We start from the raw sequence: 1,253 nt of genomic DNA on the forward strand, positions 1-1,253 counted from the left end.
TAGAGCTGGCGAGCCAGCACAAACCTGAATAGTTACAGCAATCGTTACTCAATCGCCTGCGCCTTGTCCGTGGAGTTGTGCGCGACGATTTATTCACAAGCTCTCAGAGTAAACCATTGAATAACCTTCCCCCTTCTCATGCAGAAACAGCGCAACGCTCCCTTTGGGCATTGCGCGGATTTTATGCCGCTTTGTTTGCGGTGATGGGGGTGTGGATTCCCTATTGGCCACTTTATCTGGACAGTCATGGCCACTCGGCAGCCGTCATCGGTCTGCTTGCCTCTTTGGCAACCAGTGTCAAACTGTTTGGCCCCCCTGTTTTGGGACGCTTGGCCGATCAAGGCTCTCGGCAACGGGTGATCCAATTGGCCTCTGCAACCGCGGCTGTCGCCTCTTTGCTGCTCTTTTTTGCCGACCATTTTGCTCTTCTGCTTTTGGGTGTTCTCTTGTTCAGCCTGATGCAAAACACCCAACTCTCCCTGGTGGAGGCAACCACCCTGGAGACTGTCAATCGTCTGCAGCGACAAGAGCTTTTGACCACTGATTATGGGCGCATTCGTGTCTGGGGCTCCTGGGGTTTTATTGTGCTGGCCATTGGCTTGGGACCGCTGATTGATCTGTTGAATCTGGAGCTGGTGCCCTGGATCATTACCCTGTTTTTGATGCTCAGTGCTCTTATCTCTTTGCGCTTGCCGGCCGATGAAGCGCCCAGCAGTGAACCCAGCCAGCACAAGGAGGCGCTCTTTTCCCTGCCAGGTGTCGCCTGGTTTTATCTGGCAACCTTTTTGATGCAATTTTCCCATGGCGCCTATTATGGTTTTCTCTCCCTGCACCTGGCCGATAACGGCTTTTCCCGTGGTGCTATCGGTGTGATCTGGTCCATTGGGGTGCTGGCAGAGGTGGCCATGCTCCATGCCTCCGCCACTCTGCTCAGCCGCTTTGGCACAGCCCGTCTGTTGCAGGTGGCCATCTCCATTGCGGTTGTGCGTTGGTTGCTCTACTCTCTGCCCCCGGCATGGCCTCTGTTGCTGCTCGGTCAACCTCTGCATGCCTTTACCTTTGGTGCTTTTCATATCGGTGCCGTACACCGTACCTTTGAGATGGCTCCGCGCAGCAGTCGTTCCCGTGCCCAAGGATGGTATGGTGCCTTGTCTTTTGGTTTGGGAACCGGCAGCGGTCTGTTGTTGTGTGGACAACTGTATGAACCTCTGGGTGCTCCCACGCTGTTTTTGCTGATGGCGGTGGGTGCAGCC

General features: G+C 55.1%; 1 protein-coding gene. It reads left to right on the forward strand.

From position 1 onward, the window contains the following. Positions 1-116 precede the first annotated feature (116 nt). On the forward strand, positions 117-1,253 hold a 1,137-nt coding region (locus EJP87_RS16675; protein WP_130472956.1), incomplete at its 3' end, for an MFS transporter.

It is taken from the genome of Candidatus Magnetaquicoccus inordinatus (genome assembly GCF_004217665.1).
Taxonomy (GTDB): domain Bacteria; phylum Pseudomonadota; class Magnetococcia; order Magnetococcales; family Magnetaquicoccaceae; genus Magnetaquicoccus; species Magnetaquicoccus inordinatus.